Below are 12,077 nucleotides of genomic sequence, written 5' to 3'. Positions count from 1 at the left end.
CGGCGAATAATAACCTCATCACATTGGAGGTGACAACTATGGGAAGCGGACAATCCAGCAACGTTCTGGTCGTACCACAAGCCAGACAATCTTTGGAGCAAATGAAGTATGAAGTAGCCCAATCCTTGGGTATTCAAATTCCTCAAGACGGCTACTACGGAAACATGGCAACTCGCGACACCGGAGCTATCGGGGGACACATTACCCGCCGTCTGGTGGAAATCGCCGAGCAGCAGCTGGCCGGCCAATTCGGTCAACGTTTCTAGGAAGTCCCAGCCTTACGGCTGAGAGACTACCGGCACATAGCTTACCAGCCCCACCATACATGATGGAACCCAGAGGAAAGCAGCCGGCTCGTTAAGCTGCTTTCTTCTTTTTAGACATCCCGGTAACCGCGGCAGCCTTAATGAGCTGCGGCCGTTTCCTTTATGGAAAGGAGGAAGCCCCCTGAGCAATCTGATGCTTAAGCTGGCAGGAAACGGAATCATTGTCATTGCCCTGCTGATGATCTTCTCCGATGCTTCGTTTCTGGCTTCCTTGTTCATGTCTGTTATTCTATCGGCGCTCGCGTATACGGTGGGAGACCAGTACCTGCTCCGCCGGACCTCTAATGCGGCGGCCGCGGCAGCCGATGCCGTTCTCGCTTTCGTATTCTTCTGGGCGGTCGGCGCCTATGCCGGATGGTCCTTGTCCTTCCTGGAGATCTTCGTCATAGCCGTCGTTCTGGGGATGTTCGAATTCTTCCTGCATGTCCGCATGATGAGGGAGCATACGTGGAACGCTTCGGACACGGAGCCCCTGGATTGAACGCACCGCGTGCCAAATCGTCCCGACCCGAAAAAGACCAGTTCCGCTGCCGCTGCAGGCGGCGGGACTGGTCTTTAATGCGCTGCTGTACAGTGGCCGGTGCCTCATCCGTGAGTGTTGTTCCCGTTTCGGACTCCCCGCCTATTCAGCAAGCCCCTGCTTGCCGTCCTTCCGGCTGAAGCCGTAATGAAGCAGCTTCTCGGACTCCGTGAACCGGGCATCGGGCGAAGTGGTCCCCATCACCACGCTGATCAGCCGGCGGCCGTTTTTCTCGCTTGTTGCCGTAAAGCAGTAGCCGGCTTCCTCCGTGTAGCCCGTTTTCAGGCCGTCATTGCCGGAGAACGCGTACTTCTCGCCTTCGAGCATGAGATTGGTCGTATGCAGGCGGATGTTCATCTGCGAGAGCTCCAGCTCGTTGATTCTCGTGACCTTCAAAATTTCCGGATAGGTACGGATGAGGTAAGCCGCCAGCTTCGCCGTATCCTTCGCGGTCATCTGCGTCTCCCCCGTCAGCACCTTGGCCTGATCGGGTAGGTCACGCCTCATCAAGCCCGTGGCGTTGACAAACCGCGTCCCGGAGGAAAGCCCGATCGCCTTCGCCTTGGCGTTCATCCGATCGGCGAATTTTGCCTCCGTCCCGGCAAAATGCTCAGCCAAGGCGATGGCGGCATCGTTCGCCGAATGAACCACCATGGCATCGAAGAGGTCGCGGACCGAAAGCGCATCCCCGGCCTTCAAGCCGATCTTCGAGCCCGTGACTTCCGCAGCATACCGGCTCAGCCGGACCTTCTCCTCCCATTTATGCTGGCCGCCGGCGAGCTCATCGAGCACCACCAGCTCAGTCATCATCTTGGACATGCTGGCCGGGGGCATGGAGGCATTGGCATTCGCTTCATAATAGATGCGGCCCGTCGCCGCGTCCATGAGCACGGCCGAACGAGCCTCCACCTCGGGAGCCTTCGCATTCATCTCCGCCAGGGACGACCATTTGTAATAGCCAAGAAAAGCAAGCACAACCCCAAGCACCAAAAGCTTCTTCATCCTGTCTTCCCCCGTGCGTTCGTTTTTACGATTCTCTTATTCTACTAGGGGAAGCTTAATAAAATCGGTCCCAAACCATAAGATTTTCTTAATAATCCGGTGAGCACCCGACCCGTCAACGCAAAAAGACCAGCCGCTTATCCATCCGGCTGGTCTTTTCCTGTTCATCTTATTCTTACGGTCGATCGGCTGCGGCCGCATTCGGATACGGATTAGCGGCCCGCCTCCACCTCTTCCAGCATAACCCTTACCGTTCGCCCAAACTGGCTAAGCAGCTCGCGGCTCTCAAACTGGCCGCTGAAATCCTCAAGGCCGATGTATCCGTCGTAGCCCAGGTCCTTCAAATCGCGGAGCACCTGCTTCCAGTTGACAATTCCTCCTGTCATGGGCGCCCACTGGCTCTTCCAGGCGATCGATCCGTCCTCCCGCTCCTCTCCCTTCACCCAGGCGGCATTCTTGAAATGCACGTGGGCAAGGTAAGGGCCGAGCAGCTCAAGCCCCATCCGGAAGTTCTCAAAGCCTTCGTGGACCATGTTGCCCGGATCAAAAAGCACCCCGATGTGCTCGGGATCGAACCGGCTGACGAGCCGGTGGGTTAAGCCCGCGCTCGGACAGATTGTGACGTGATGGGTTTCCACCACTCCCTTGATGCCGTACCGGCGGGAGAGCTCCTGCACCCCTTCCAGGTAGCGGACCTCCTTGTCGAACAGGTCGTTGTAGTTCTCTTTGCCGTTGTAGCCCGGGACCCCTACCCGGATCATGCCCGCTCCGAGCTTCTTGGCCGCCTGCATCACCCGTTCTGTAGCTTCCAGGTCCCCCGGTGTCAGATAGGGGGTAACGCTTACATTTTCAAGACCGTTGGCTTGAGCTAACCGGACAAAGCGTTCCAGTTCCTCCTCCGAGGAAGACGGATCAATCGAGCACAGATTCCGGCGCCAAAAAGACGGGGCTTCCTCCGCGGCGTCAGCCGGGATTTCCTTGTACCTCCATTCGATTCCATCGAGGCCCGCATCCTTAGCGGCGGCGGCCAGTTCTTCTGGGCTTAAATCTGGGGTTACGACGGTGAAAACGGATAATTTCATCGGTAAGCCTCCCATACGGATGGATTATGCACACGTGTTCCAAAAGATGATTTTAGTATACCATATCCCTTCTGACTTTGAATATAGGGATGGGGATTTCTATGAATAACCTGTCTTGGAAAAAGTGAACACTACCCGGGAGGTGACCCTTCTATGAAAGAATGGCTGCAGGAACTCCAACAAGTGAAAGAGCAGCAAAGCGACTTTACCCTGTTTCCCATGAAGCTGGGCTCCGTTTCGGTCTATGTGGGAGGCTTCCGTTCGCTTGTCGATATGCCGCAAACACTTTTCCAGCTTCAGGAGATGGCTTCCGCTTGTCCGGAAGGGATGGCCGGGCTGTCCCTTCGCTTAGGCGGAGAACGAATCCCCACCCTTCCCGAGGCTTTCCTGGCCCTTGCAAAAGGCAAGCTTCTCATCGTACCGGAAGACGGAGGCGAGGGGATGGCTGTCCCGCCTGTATCCCGGAAGATCTACCGGGGAGTGGAGGAATCGGCCAACGAGTCCGTTGTCCTGGGACCTCTCGATGCCTTCAACGAATCCCTGGACGTTAACATCGGGATTTTGCGCAGCCGCATGAACTCCCGTTTTCTCCAGCACGAATCGTTCTCGGTCGGCTCGGTTCAGGTTCATGAAATCTCTCTATTCTACCTCGAAGGCAGGGTCCATCGCTCCCTTCTCCGCAAGGTCAGGGATCAGCTCACCCAGATCCGTGATCAGGAATTCGGATGCCTTCAGGAATTCTTCATTCTGATGGGGGGAAGATCGTGGAGTCTCATTCCCACCGCCTTAACCACGGAGCTTCCGGCCCAGGCGGTCTACTATCTTAAACAAGGCCGGGTGGTCCTTCTGCTAAGCGGACTTCCCTTCGCCCTTGTTCTGCCCAAGCTGTGGACGGACAGCTTCTTTCTGGCCACGGACCGGGAATTTCCTTATCTGGTTCTGATTTTTATGCGCATCCTCCGGATCTTGGCCTTCTTCTTAGCCATTGCCCTGCCTGGGCTTTACGTCGCCCTTATCTCCGTTAACCCGGATTTGCTACGTGTTCAGCTTGCTCTTTCCGTCGCCGAAAGCCGATTAGGCGTTCCTTATCCGGCCATGGTGGAAATGCTGTTCGTCCTGCTTATTGTAGAGCTTATCCTGGAAGCCAGCTTAAGGCTCCCGAAAAGCATCGGACCGGCCATTACGATGGTCGGAGGGATCATTGTCGGCCAAGCGCTGGTAGAAGCCCGCCTGGTCAGCAACCTCCTGATTATTGTAGTCGCGGCCTCCACCATAGCCAACTTTGTCGTGATCTCCGTTCAGACGTCCTTCACCCTCAGGCTGCTGAAGTACTTCCTTCTGCTCTTTGCCGGCATCTATGGAATTTTCGGCATCTTTGCCGGGCTGTTTGTGCTTGGCTTCTATATGAGCCAGGTATCGTTTTACGGCATTCCCTTTGTGAGCTTATGGAAGAAGGAGGAGGCTTCCGATGGCTAACCGTTCCCTGTCGGCCGTTCTTGCCTTTATGTGCATTCATTTCAGCCTTTCGGTCTTTGTGTATCCCGAGTTTATCCTGCGGAGCACCCAACAGGCCCATTGGGAGGTGGTGCTGTTCGGGAGCCTGGTGGAGCTCTTTTTCATGTGGATTCTGCTTAAGGGACTCCGCGTGTTTCCGAATCAGGACATGATCGATATTCTCTCGAACCGGGGGGCCGGATGGACTTGGCTGGTTCTCGTTCCGTTCGGCCTGTATTTGCTGATCGCCTTTTCCAACCTGACCCGCTCCTTTGCCGAGCTCATCACCATTGTCTTCCTTCCCGACACCCCCATCTGGGCGCTTGTCTTTCCGTTTATCTCCATTCCGCTCTATGCGAGTCTTAAGGGAATGGGAGTGATCCTCCGGGCTGGCACCTTGGTGGCTTTCATTTGCATACCGGTCGTCCTTCTGTCCCTGCTGGGCTGCATTCCGAACTTTCAGCTTCACAACGCGGCCCCCGCCTGGGATCCCAGCTTCTCGTTTATCCGCAGGCCGGATACCTATACGGGCTTTGGCACCTTTATGGGGTTTACCTTGATCGGCCTCTTTCCCGCAGCCGCCCCAATCAAAACCAAATGGTTCTACGGCGCCTGGGGGGTTGTCATGCTGTTCAACCTGTACTTTGTCTACATGCCGCTGTTTATTTACGGGCAGGAAAACAGCACCCAGCTTCCCTTCCCCGTCATCGTCTCCATGGATACCGTGGAGATTCCCTGGCTCGCCTTTGACCGGCTGACCGTCTTCTATGTCGTCGCTTCTATGATGTTCGCCTTCCTGCTGTTTGCCATCAACATTCACGCGATTGCCAAGATCGGAACCCGGGTGCTCCCCCGGCTGAAGCTGGGGCCCATGAGCTGGGCCGTGGCGGCTTTCGCCTTCTGCATGGCCGTCTCTCTGAAAGGCTGGTTCTATATCGAGCAGTCCGCTTGGCTTCTTAATCCGATAAGGTTCTACTGCCTGTTCGTTCTGCCTCTATCCGTCTACTGGGTCTCCCGCCGAAAGAAGGTGCCGGCATGAACCGCGGAATCCCCCGTCTGGCCGTATCTCTTCTGGCTGCCGTTGTCCTCCTTGGGACTCTTCCGGGATGCTGGGGAATCAAGGACATCAACCATCGCGTCCTGCCTACCGTCATGGGGATTTCCCATGGAGAAGGCAATCGATACAAGGTCACTCTGCAGGTTCCGATCCCCGGGCCGAACAAAACGGAAGTACGGATTGTGAACGAGGAAGCGGAAACCCTGACCAAAGCTTTGGACCGGATCAAACGAAACATGGAGAATCAGGTCGATCTGCTTCACATGAAGCTGATCGTTCTGCATGAGGAGGTGGCGGAGAAAAGCATACGCAGCGAGGTCGAATATGCGGTCCGATCCCGCGAAATCGCCACCAAGGCTTTTCTCGCGGTAACGGACCGCGATATTACCGGGCTGCTTCGCTCGACCCAGGTCAATGTGGAGCGGGAAGGGACCACTTTTCTGAATTTCTTCGGAAAGCAGGCCGGGTGGACACCGGCGATTCCGATCTACCGCGTATGGGAGGCTTACAGGGGACTCCACGCCTATACCCAAGACGGCATCATCCCCATTGTCCGGCCGGCCAAGGAAGGGATGATTCAGTTCGTTGGCTCCGGGGTGATCAAACAGGACCGCATGGTCAGCCGCATCACGCCCGACGAGACGGTCCTTCTGAATATTTACCGGAACAACTTCCAAGGGGCGGTGATTGAGGTCATGGAGCAGGCGAGCGTCTCCATCGTCCGCGCCAAGGTCACCAACAAGCCCCGCCTGGTGAAGGGGCGGCCCCGTCTTACGATCGACATGACCCTGTCCTATATCATTCAGGAGACCAAAGGCTCCATCTCGCCCGACCAAATCAACCAGGAGCTGGAGAAGCTGGTGGCCGGCCAGTTCCAGACCATGATCACGAAGCTGAAACGGGAGCAGGCGGATATTTTCGGGTTCGGCCAATTGTTCCGCGGCCGTCTTCCGTATGAGGAGCTGAAGAACTGGCGTTCGGAGTATTATCCTCAGTTGGACATTGAACTGCGTGTGAAAGCGACTATGCGGAACTCCGGACTGATGAATATCGGGAACCGTTGAAGAAACTCAAAAAGGCCGCCCCTCCGGAAGGATAAACCTCCAAAGGAACAGCCTCTTCATGCGCCGGGCGGCCGGCTTAGCCGAAACGGATGATAAGGTGGCTCAAGGAGCCGTATTGGTAGCTCTGGTGAAGCAGCTCCGCTTCCCCGCTTCCCGCTCCCAGCGCAATGAACAGCGGCAGGAAATGCTCGTAATCGGGGGTCGCCCTTCTGCCGTGGGGAGCACTGTCGCGGTAGGCGAAGAGGGCTTCCGTTTCCCCTTGGCGCATCCGCTCGACCAGCCAGTCGTCAAACTCCTTCGCCCACGGATCGGCAGCGTCCGGACGGCCGAAGGACATCTCGCGGAAATTATGGACGGTCGATCCGCTGCCGATGATTACCACGTTACGGTCCGTCCACCCGCTTAGCGCCTGTCCGATGCGGTACTGCTCCTGCGGCGGCAGCGAGGGATCGACCGAGACAGCGATAACCGGAACGTCCGCTTCAGGAAACAGGTGGCGCAGGATTACCCATACGCCATGATCGAGTCCTCTCGCATCCGTAACCTGAGCGCCGATTCCCTCCGACGTGAGCCGCTCCCGAAGCTCTTCCGCGATGCGGGCGGAGCCTTTGGCCGGATACTGAACTTGGAACAATTCATCCGGGAAGCCGCCGAAATCGTGAATGGTTTCCTGCACGCCGTCCGTTGCGGTCAGCATCAGGCCGGGCCTTGTCCAATGGGCCGTGAATACCACAACGCCATCCGGCTTGCCGAGGGATTCCCCCAGCTTTCTCATGTCTTCCGTATACCCGTTCTGTTCCAGCGCCAGTATGGGCGAGCCATGCCCGATGAAATAAGAGACGGCCATTGTTTTCACACTCCTGTCCGTTTATAAACTTAGTATAGGCAATTGACTATTTTTATCGTTACTATATTTAAGTAAGTTAATTACTAATTACAAAATAACATGAAAGCTGAATGGTTGTCAAGCGGAAGGAAGGTGCCGTTTGGTCCCCCTATCCCCCGTATGATATAATCACGGCAGCATGAATGAAACGAGCTTTTTCCAATCCCTTGAAAGACGGTGTCCCGCATGCTTACTTATGAAGAAAAGCTGGCCATTCTCGATAAATTTCCCGAACTGGAGCGCCATGAGGTCTCCCTCGGGAGGATCAATTACCATTACCCCGGAAGCGCCTACGACAAGAAAACGGTCGCCTATCACCTGCATCCGAACGGAAACGGCTTCGTGTATGCCGGCCGTCTGCAGGGTTATGACGTCAATGACAAAGGCTTCGTCAACATCCGTGACTACGAGGCGGAGCCACTCCGCCAGCTGATCGCCGAAAGCATCCGCTCCCTGACGGGTGAACCCGGGGAGTCCGAGGCCGGAGACCGGCGGCAGAATGAAGCCGGGAACAAGGAAGAATACTGGACTGGTTCGGAGGGCGAACAACTGCGCGTCTTCTACGAGGATGAGCTGTGGTACATCTACGCCGGCGCCAACCTGGAATCGGCCTGCGAGACTTATGAGGAAGTGGAAGAGTATATGGCGGAAGAAGGCTTCCGACGGGGTTAACGCGGCAAAAAAACTTGAAATCCTGACCTTGCTGGTCAGGGTTTCTTTTTTGTATGGCTCTGTTATGCTTAATGTTATTTCTGACCAAAAGAAAAACCGCTTTCTTTTTGGTTGGTTAATTTTGTTGGCTTACCCTTTCAATTCAATTCGATTTCCTTCGGGATCCATAACAACCCCTATCGTTCCCCATTGGAAGCTCTTTACCTCAACCTTTATTCCACGTGCCACGAGATCGGAAACAGCTGAAGCAAAATGATTAACGTTGAACCGAATTACCGTTGGATTTTGTGCTCTTGTTTTCTCCTTGTCTGAAGCCACGCCGTGGCCTTCAAGCATGAGGTAACTGCCACCGAAATTCAGAATGGATAAGTCCTTACCTCGTTCACGGATATTCAAGCCAAGTTGTTCAGAATAAAACTTTAGCGCTAATTCGTAATTCTCGCAGAACAGAATAATACCCGTTTCTCTAATGTCCAACAATTATCGCCTCGATCGTTTTTTTATTTATCATAAAGGATTTACTTAAAAAGGGGCCGGCCGATGGAGCAAATTCAGCCCCACGAGGGCCCGGTCCCTGTGGTAAAATGCAGGTAAAGTAAGGCAAAATTTTCGATCAATGGGGATGAACGAAATGGACACTGCCTTGTTCCACCGGGCGGTTGGAGCGGACCACCTGCTGCTGGACGGTCTGGTCACCGCACGCGAGCCGATTTACCGCAGCCCGAACGGCAAGACGATCGAGCGCTTCCGCCTGCACGGCCAGGAAGCCTCCTGCATCTTCAAGCCGCTTACCAACGAAGAGCTGCTCGGGCGGGAGCGCTGGGCGCAGCGGGAGCTCCTGCCCCGGCTCCGCTTCCGCTACCCCCGGCTGCTGGCCGAAGCGGCCCATGAAGACCCGGCCACGTACTGGATCATCCTGGAGGACGCCGGAAGCCTGTCGCATGCCGGTGAATTCGACGTACTCGCCCATGCGGTGCGCCACGTCTCCTCCTGGCAGCGGCTGCCGGCCGCGATCGTTCCGGCCGGATACGCCGGCCAGAAGCCCCTGCTGCCCGAGGTCCTCTCCGTCCTGGCGCGCGAACGAAGCCGCCTCACCCGGCTGCTGGCGGAGCAGGGCGTCTCCGCGGAGCGGATCGCCAAGCTTTACCGCCTGGCCGGGCAGGCCGCCTCCCTCCCTGACGAGCGGGTCGTGAGCCACGGCGACCTGCACATCGGCAACGTCGCGCTGCTGGACGGCGAAGCCGTCATCCTCGACTGGGAGCATGTCCAGCTGAACAGTCCCTTTTGGGATCTGTACTGCCTGCTGGACATGACCCATCCGTCGTTCCGCCGGACGGACCTCGGGCTAAGGCGCTACGACCTGCTCCGGCTCTACGAGCAGGAGCGGGACCCGGCCGGAGGCGCAGGCGCCGAGGAAGCCCTCTTCGCGGCTTACGACCGGTTCGCCTGCCTCTACTCCGCCTGGTTCCTGCTGCTCATCGACCGGGACCTCGAGGGCGGGGACTGGGACCGCAGCCTGCTTCTGCTCCAGCGGGAGGAAGCCCTCCGGGCCCTGCTCAGCTGCCTTGATCACAGCGCCGCCTGAGCAGCCGGGCATCGCTTTAGTGCCTTATCCGCAAGGCTGTTCTGCTTTCCTATTGATATTCGTGCACATCCAGAGGTTTTTTCTCGCCAACAAAGTTACCGGATAAGGCACTAGCCCACCGTCACCACGCGGGAGCAGATCGCTTCTGCGTCGGCCCGGTCATGGGTGACGACCAGGCACGTCATGCCGGCTTGGGCGAGAATGGCCTTCAGCTCGGAGCGGATGCTCGCCCGAAGCTCGGCATCAAGAGAGCTGAAAGGCTCGTCCAGAAGCAGCAGGCGAGGTCCGGGCGCAAGAGCCCGGGCTAGCGCCACGCGCTGCTGCTGGCCGCCGCTCAGCTCGTGAGGATAACGCGCCTCGCAGCCGGTGAGCCGGACGAGCTCGAGCATCTCTCCGAGCCGGACCGCCCGCTCCTTCGGGCTCATCCGGTGAAGCCCGAAGGTGATGTTCCGGGCCGCCGTCAGGTGCGGAAACAGCGAGTAATCTTGGAACACCATGCCGACTCCCCGCTTCTCGGGAGGCAGGAAGGTCCTCTCGTCCACCAGCGTCACCCCGCCGACCGCAATGGAGCCCTCCGCCGGAACCTCCAGCCCGGCGATCAGGCGCAGAAGGGTACTTTTACCCTGCCCGCTCGGGCCGAGCACCGCCGCCACCTCCCCCTGCTCCAGGGACAGGCTGAAGCCGTCCAAGACGCGGTTCCGGCTTCCCCCGTAGGCGAACGACAATCCCTCAATGGTTACAAAGCTCATTCTCTTCTCTCCTTCCCCGCCTTCTGGATCACAAACACCGAAGCCAGGCTGATTCCGATAATGAACAGGGACGGGAGCGAGGCTTCGTGAATTCGCTCGTCCCCCGCATACTGATAAGCATGGGTCGCCAGCGTTTCAAAGTTAAAAGGGCGCAGAAGCAGCGCGAGAGGAAGCTCCTTCACGACCTCGACGAAGGTCAGCAGGAAGCCCGCCAGGAGCGCTCCCCGGAGGAGCGGCAGCTCCACCCGGAGAAAGGTCCGGGTCCGGCCGAGGCCGAGCACCCGGGACGCCTCCGCATACCGGGGGCCGATCCGCTCCATCCCGGCCTCGGCGGCATTGTAGCCGGCCGCGAGGAAGCGCACGACGTAGGCGAAGACCAGCATCGCGACAGTCAGGCTCGGCACCGGCGGAGGGACGGCCAGCCCCCAGCCGGCATAGAGCCCGGCTGCTGCCCGGTCCAGGAACAGGAACAGCCCGAGCACCCCGATCGCGACAATCGCCCCCGGGATGGAGTAGCCGGCAATCAGCACCCGGGAGACGGCGAAGCCGAAGCCTCCCTTGTGAGGGCGCAGCGCCTCCGCGGCAATGACGGCCAGCAGCATGACGATCACCGAAGCGGCCAGCGCGAGCGTGATGGTATTCCAGGCGAGGCGGACGAAGCCCGCGTTCAAGACCGTCTCGTACGTCCAGCCGGCCCATACGATCAGCTGGGTGACGGGGATGACGAAGGATACGGCCGCCACCAGCCCGCACAGCGAAACGACCAGGCCTGCGCGCCATCCGTGTAAACGGACAGGCATCAGCGGGCGGGTCCGGCTGTTGACCACGCGGAAGGACCGGTGGCGCCGGAAGAGACGCTCGGCCCCGAACAGGGCAGCCACTCCGAGCATCAGCCAGGAGGCGAGCCGCATGGCGGAATCGGCGTCGTACATCCCGAACCACGTCTGGAAGATCGCAGTGGAGAAGGTGCGGATGCCAAAATGGCTCGTGACCCCATAATCCCCCAGCACCTCGAACAGGACGAGCATGACGCCTCCTGTCATGGCCGGACGGGACAAAGGAAGCACGATCTGGAAGAAGACCGCGAGTGGGCTTTTACCGAGGAGCCGGGCATTCTCGATATAAGAAGCGCTCTGGTTCTCCAGAAAGGCCCGGGCGATCATATACACATACGGGTATAGAAAGAAGGTGAAGATGAACACCGCTCCGCGCATGGACAGCATATCCATCAGCACGGGGTTCGGGGTGATGCCGATGGCGCGCAGGGCCTTCTGAACCGTTCCCGTGTAGCTGAACATGTTCCCATAGGTGAAAGCCGCAATATAGGGCGGAACGGCCAGCGGCAGCATCAGGCCCCAGCGGAAGAACCGTTTCAGGGGAAAATCAAAGGCAGCTACAAACCACGCGAGCGCCACACCCAGCATGGCCGCGAACAAGCAGCTGAAGAACACGAGGATAACGGTATCGGTCAAGTAGTCCTTCAGCAGGTACCGGCGAATCTGCAGCCAATTGTCGTTCGGAGGCTGCACCCAAGCCGTCATGATGTACAGAAGGGGCAGCGCTACGACCGCCGCCCCCGCCAGGCTGACCGCGAGCCAGCCGTTTCCATGAATAGTAAGCTTACGCTTGAGACCCGACAT

The 12,077-nt window shown here is 57.9% G+C and carries 13 protein-coding genes; 7 read left to right on the top strand and 6 right to left on the bottom strand.

The genetic code is table 11. The annotated features are described in order from the left end of the window. Nucleotides 1-38 precede the first annotated feature (38 nt). Together MJA45_RS01910 and MJA45_RS01905 are read left to right on the top strand one after the other, a co-directional pair. Nucleotides 39-266, top strand: a complete 228-nt coding sequence (locus MJA45_RS01910; protein WP_315605610.1) for an alpha/beta-type small acid-soluble spore protein — start codon at nt 39-41, stop codon at nt 264-266. A 193-nt stretch (nt 267-459) separates the two neighbouring features. After that, nucleotides 460-807, top strand: a complete 348-nt coding sequence (locus tag MJA45_RS01905) for a DUF2512 family protein (RefSeq protein ID WP_315605609.1) — start codon at nt 460-462, stop codon at nt 805-807. 141 nt (nt 808-948) lie between these two features. On the opposite strand, the gene MJA45_RS01900 is transcribed toward MJA45_RS01905, so the two are convergent. Together MJA45_RS01900 and MJA45_RS01895 are read right to left on the bottom strand one after the other, a co-directional pair. Further along, nucleotides 949-1,848: a D-alanyl-D-alanine carboxypeptidase family protein gene (locus MJA45_RS01900; protein WP_315605608.1), complete on the bottom strand. Its 900-nt coding sequence runs from the start codon at nt 1,846-1,848 to the stop codon at nt 949-951. Between the two features lie 212 nt (nt 1,849-2,060). After that, the gene (locus tag MJA45_RS01895) at nt 2,061-2,930 is read right to left on the bottom strand and encodes a sugar phosphate isomerase/epimerase family protein (protein ID WP_315605607.1); all 870 of its coding nucleotides are present in this window, start codon (nt 2,928-2,930) and stop codon (nt 2,061-2,063) included. Nucleotides 2,931-3,083: 153 nt separating this feature from the next. Between MJA45_RS01895 and MJA45_RS01890 the strand changes: the two genes are divergently transcribed. The 3 genes from MJA45_RS01890 to MJA45_RS01880 are packed head-to-tail and all read left to right on the top strand — an operon-like array spanning nt 3,084 to nt 6,545. Beyond that, nucleotides 3,084-4,406: a spore germination protein gene (locus MJA45_RS01890; RefSeq protein ID WP_315605606.1), complete on the top strand. Its 1,323-nt coding sequence runs from the start codon at nt 3,084-3,086 to the stop codon at nt 4,404-4,406. Continuing rightward, on the top strand, nt 4,399-5,463 hold the full coding sequence (locus tag MJA45_RS01885; RefSeq protein ID WP_315605605.1) for a GerAB/ArcD/ProY family transporter: 1,065 nt from the start codon (nt 4,399-4,401) through the stop codon (nt 5,461-5,463). Before MJA45_RS01890 ends, MJA45_RS01885 begins: the two co-directional genes overlap by 8 nt. Further along, on the top strand, nt 5,460-6,545 hold the full coding sequence (locus MJA45_RS01880) for a Ger(x)C family spore germination protein (protein ID WP_315605604.1): 1,086 nt from the start codon (nt 5,460-5,462) through the stop codon (nt 6,543-6,545). The genes MJA45_RS01885 and MJA45_RS01880 overlap by 4 nt, the downstream gene beginning before the upstream one ends. 76 nt (nt 6,546-6,621) lie before the next feature. On the opposite strand, the gene MJA45_RS01875 is transcribed toward MJA45_RS01880, so the two are convergent. Then, on the bottom strand, nt 6,622-7,392 hold the full coding sequence (locus MJA45_RS01875; protein WP_315605603.1) for a DODA-type extradiol aromatic ring-opening family dioxygenase: 771 nt from the start codon (nt 7,390-7,392) through the stop codon (nt 6,622-6,624). A 225-nt stretch (nt 7,393-7,617) separates the two neighbouring features. On the opposite strand from MJA45_RS01875, the gene MJA45_RS01870 reads away from it, so the two are divergent. Beyond that, nucleotides 7,618-8,103: a hypothetical protein gene (locus MJA45_RS01870; RefSeq protein WP_315605602.1), complete on the top strand. Its 486-nt coding sequence runs from the start codon at nt 7,618-7,620 to the stop codon at nt 8,101-8,103. A 129-nt stretch (nt 8,104-8,232) separates the two neighbouring features. On the opposite strand, the gene MJA45_RS01865 is transcribed toward MJA45_RS01870, so the two are convergent. Next, a complete protein-coding gene (locus tag MJA45_RS01865) occupies nt 8,233-8,580 on the bottom strand; it encodes a VOC family protein (RefSeq protein WP_315605601.1) in 348 nt (115 codons plus the stop codon). 145 nt (nt 8,581-8,725) lie between these two features. Between MJA45_RS01865 and MJA45_RS01860 the strand changes: the two genes are divergently transcribed. Then, entirely contained in the window at nt 8,726-9,688 is a 963-nt protein-coding gene (locus MJA45_RS01860; RefSeq protein ID WP_315605600.1) for a phosphotransferase, read from the top strand. Nucleotides 9,689-9,798: 110 nt separating this feature from the next. Here MJA45_RS01860 and MJA45_RS01855 read toward each other — a convergent pair whose 3' ends face one another. Further along, the gene (locus MJA45_RS01855) at nt 9,799-10,437 is read right to left on the bottom strand and encodes an ABC transporter ATP-binding protein (RefSeq protein WP_315605599.1); all 639 of its coding nucleotides are present in this window, start codon (nt 10,435-10,437) and stop codon (nt 9,799-9,801) included. Continuing rightward, a complete protein-coding gene (locus MJA45_RS01850; protein ID WP_315605598.1) occupies nt 10,434-12,077 on the bottom strand; it encodes an ABC transporter permease in 1,644 nt (547 codons plus the stop codon). Before MJA45_RS01850 ends, MJA45_RS01855 begins: the two co-directional genes overlap by 4 nt.

It is taken from the genome of Paenibacillus aurantius (assembly GCF_032268605.1).
GTDB classification, from domain to species: domain Bacteria; phylum Bacillota; class Bacilli; order Paenibacillales; family NBRC-103111; genus Paenibacillus_AO; species Paenibacillus_AO aurantius.
Note: the sequence above shows the minus strand (reverse complement) of the source record. Positions and strands in the feature narration are given on the sequence as shown.

Excerpts from the sequence above, each read along its gene's own strand:
- MJA45_RS01910 (WP_315605610.1), top strand. The coding sequence starts at position 39 with ATGGGAAGCGGACAATCCAGCAACGTTCTGGTCGTACCACAAGCCAGA.
- MJA45_RS01905 (WP_315605609.1), top strand. The coding sequence starts at position 460 with ATGCTTAAGCTGGCAGGAAACGGAATCATTGTCATTGCCCTGCTGATG.
- MJA45_RS01900 (WP_315605608.1), bottom strand. The coding sequence starts at position 1,848 with ATGAAGAAGCTTTTGGTGCTTGGGGTTGTGCTTGCTTTTCTTGGCTAT.
- MJA45_RS01895 (WP_315605607.1), bottom strand. The coding sequence starts at position 2,930 with ATGAAATTATCCGTTTTCACCGTCGTAACCCCAGATTTAAGCCCAGAA.
- MJA45_RS01890 (WP_315605606.1), top strand. The coding sequence starts at position 3,084 with ATGAAAGAATGGCTGCAGGAACTCCAACAAGTGAAAGAGCAGCAAAGC.
- MJA45_RS01885 (WP_315605605.1), top strand. The coding sequence starts at position 4,399 with ATGGCTAACCGTTCCCTGTCGGCCGTTCTTGCCTTTATGTGCATTCAT.
- MJA45_RS01880 (WP_315605604.1), top strand. The coding sequence starts at position 5,460 with ATGAACCGCGGAATCCCCCGTCTGGCCGTATCTCTTCTGGCTGCCGTT.
- MJA45_RS01875 (WP_315605603.1), bottom strand. The coding sequence starts at position 7,392 with ATGGCCGTCTCTTATTTCATCGGGCATGGCTCGCCCATACTGGCGCTG.
- MJA45_RS01870 (WP_315605602.1), top strand. The coding sequence starts at position 7,618 with ATGCTTACTTATGAAGAAAAGCTGGCCATTCTCGATAAATTTCCCGAA.
- MJA45_RS01860 (WP_315605600.1), top strand. The coding sequence starts at position 8,726 with ATGAACGAAATGGACACTGCCTTGTTCCACCGGGCGGTTGGAGCGGAC.
- MJA45_RS01855 (WP_315605599.1), bottom strand. The coding sequence starts at position 10,437 with ATGAGCTTTGTAACCATTGAGGGATTGTCGTTCGCCTACGGGGGAAGC.
- MJA45_RS01850 (WP_315605598.1), bottom strand. The coding sequence starts at position 12,077 with ATGTCGGGTCTCAAGCGTAAGCTTACTATTCATGGAAACGGCTGGCTC.